Source organism: Bacillus sp. JJ1532 (assembly GCF_036965085.1).
GTDB lineage: Bacteria > Bacillota > Bacilli > Bacillales > Cytobacillaceae > Cytobacillus.
Map to the genome: position 1 here is coordinate 1 of NZ_JBALOW010000154.1, position 1,804 is coordinate 1,804.

4 protein-coding genes are annotated in these 1,804 nt (G+C 30.2%); all 4 read left to right on the top strand.

What is annotated here, in order from left to right:
* Positions 1-59 precede the first annotated feature (59 nt).
* A complete protein-coding gene (locus tag V7122_RS25635) occupies positions 60-371 on the top strand; it encodes a hypothetical protein (protein ID WP_335530165.1) in 312 nt (103 codons plus the stop codon).
* Positions 372-472: 101 nt separating this feature from the next.
* Complete coding sequence (locus V7122_RS25640) at positions 473-973, top strand: hypothetical protein (RefSeq protein ID WP_335530168.1); 501 nt, start codon at positions 473-475, stop codon at positions 971-973.
* Positions 974-1,206: 233 nt separating this feature from the next.
* Complete coding sequence (locus V7122_RS25645) at positions 1,207-1,488, top strand: hypothetical protein (RefSeq protein ID WP_335530171.1); 282 nt, start codon at positions 1,207-1,209, stop codon at positions 1,486-1,488.
* Between the two features lie 136 nt (positions 1,489-1,624).
* Positions 1,625-1,804, top strand: a 180-nt coding sequence (locus V7122_RS25650) for a hypothetical protein (RefSeq protein WP_335530173.1), incomplete at its 3' end; no start/stop codon positions are given.

Below are 1,804 nucleotides of genomic sequence, written 5' to 3' on the forward strand. Positions count from 1 at the left end.
GTCTCTACTTGTCAAATTACATATGTGTAATGGAAAATATTTGATGAGGAGTGGGAGTAATGGAGCAGCATATTAAAGATGGATTAGTAGAATGGTTAAGTTCTCTAAAAGAACAACGGGAAACATTGAAATCATTGAATATTGATGCTGAATTAAAAATAGACGTATTAAAAGCCAAGTACAATATTGCCTTGAGTGCCTCGGAAAGCGTTGGATTTAGGAAGAAAGATGATTATTTTAATAAATATGTAAAAGATATTGAAGAACAATTAGATACAAGTAAAAAATTGTTTGAGATACAGAAAGTAGAAAATAGAGAGAAGATACAAGAATTGAGTGTATTAATTTCTAAAATTGAAGAGAGATTATAAAAAGTATAGGGAAATGATGTGAGATATTTTAGCATCCATTAATGGATGCTTTTTTGTTTGGATAAAAATAATAAAACAGATAAGTTGGAAGGGGTGTTACAGTGCCTACATTTAAATCAATAAAAGAAATTGAGAAATGGATTGCAACAAATCATGGACAGGAAGCTGTTATGAATGAAGCTAAAATAAGGAAGATTTTAAAGGATGCTGGAAAACAATTAGAAGGTTACTTAAAGTCTGAATTAGAAGCTTATTTTACTTCCTATACCCCTGTTCAATATGAGAGAAGTGGGAACACTGTAAAGTCAATACGAGTCGATGAACCTAAGAAGATTAGTATTAATGAATGGTCATTAGAAATTTACTTTGATGATAAATTGGCAAATCATGACTCTGTGATGGGTAGTGATCAACCTAAAGGATATACTCCATGGTTACTTGAAGTTGGTTGGGACGTGCGTGATAAGGTTAATTACAAAGCAGAAATGTTTACTCATCATAAAGGAACGCAATTTGTTAGCAAGGCGATTAACAGGTTCAACGCTAATAATCCGTACGGATTGATGGTAAGTGTAACTCGTAATGGTGAAAAATATATTTAAGGGAGAGATTAAAATGAAAAAGTAAGAATTGTCTTCTAGCCACAAAAGGTCAATTAATTTAATAAATGCAATTTTTCGCGAGATTGTGGGTATTTAGCAATCTTTATTTAATAGTGTACAATTTGAATGCACATGATACTGAAACAATTTCACACATTCATCACAATCACATAAAGGCTTCACTCCATTTCTATAGAACTCTATAACTAAGAACTATTTAGGAGTGATGTATTATGAATTTACAATTAGCAAAGAAACGCATCGCTGAACTACAGAATTTTGTGGACTTAACTGAATCATATGAGTCTAATACTTTTGAGCAGCACGTGATTAAAGAATATGCGATTGCTGGGAGTATGCAAAAAGTAAAATGGAAAATGAAAGAGTTAGGTCATGATGTTGATATGAAGGTCATTTCAGAAATCATTAAAGGTAAACCTAATGATGAGTTACATAAAATAGTACGTGAATTTCATAAGGCTAAGTCACCTAGGAAGTTTAGTGATATTTGGTAGATAGAAAAAGACATTTCGATTTGGACTTCTTTTTGTTTTTTTGGTTTCAAATAACAAATCAATCAAAATTTCTACTTCCAAACTCCTATTAATTTCAAAATGTGTTAAAATATTTTGATACATCTGGAGGTGGAAAATGAAGAATAATAATTATATTATTCTTTTATTAATTAATATTTGTTTTATTATTGCTATGGAATATCTTGTTAATCTGCACTTAGGTTTTTCCTTTTTGATATATGCAGTATTTTTTGGAATAATAATCGGTCTGTTCCTCAAACAAATTTTTAATTTTATTCCTATGATTTTAGATATG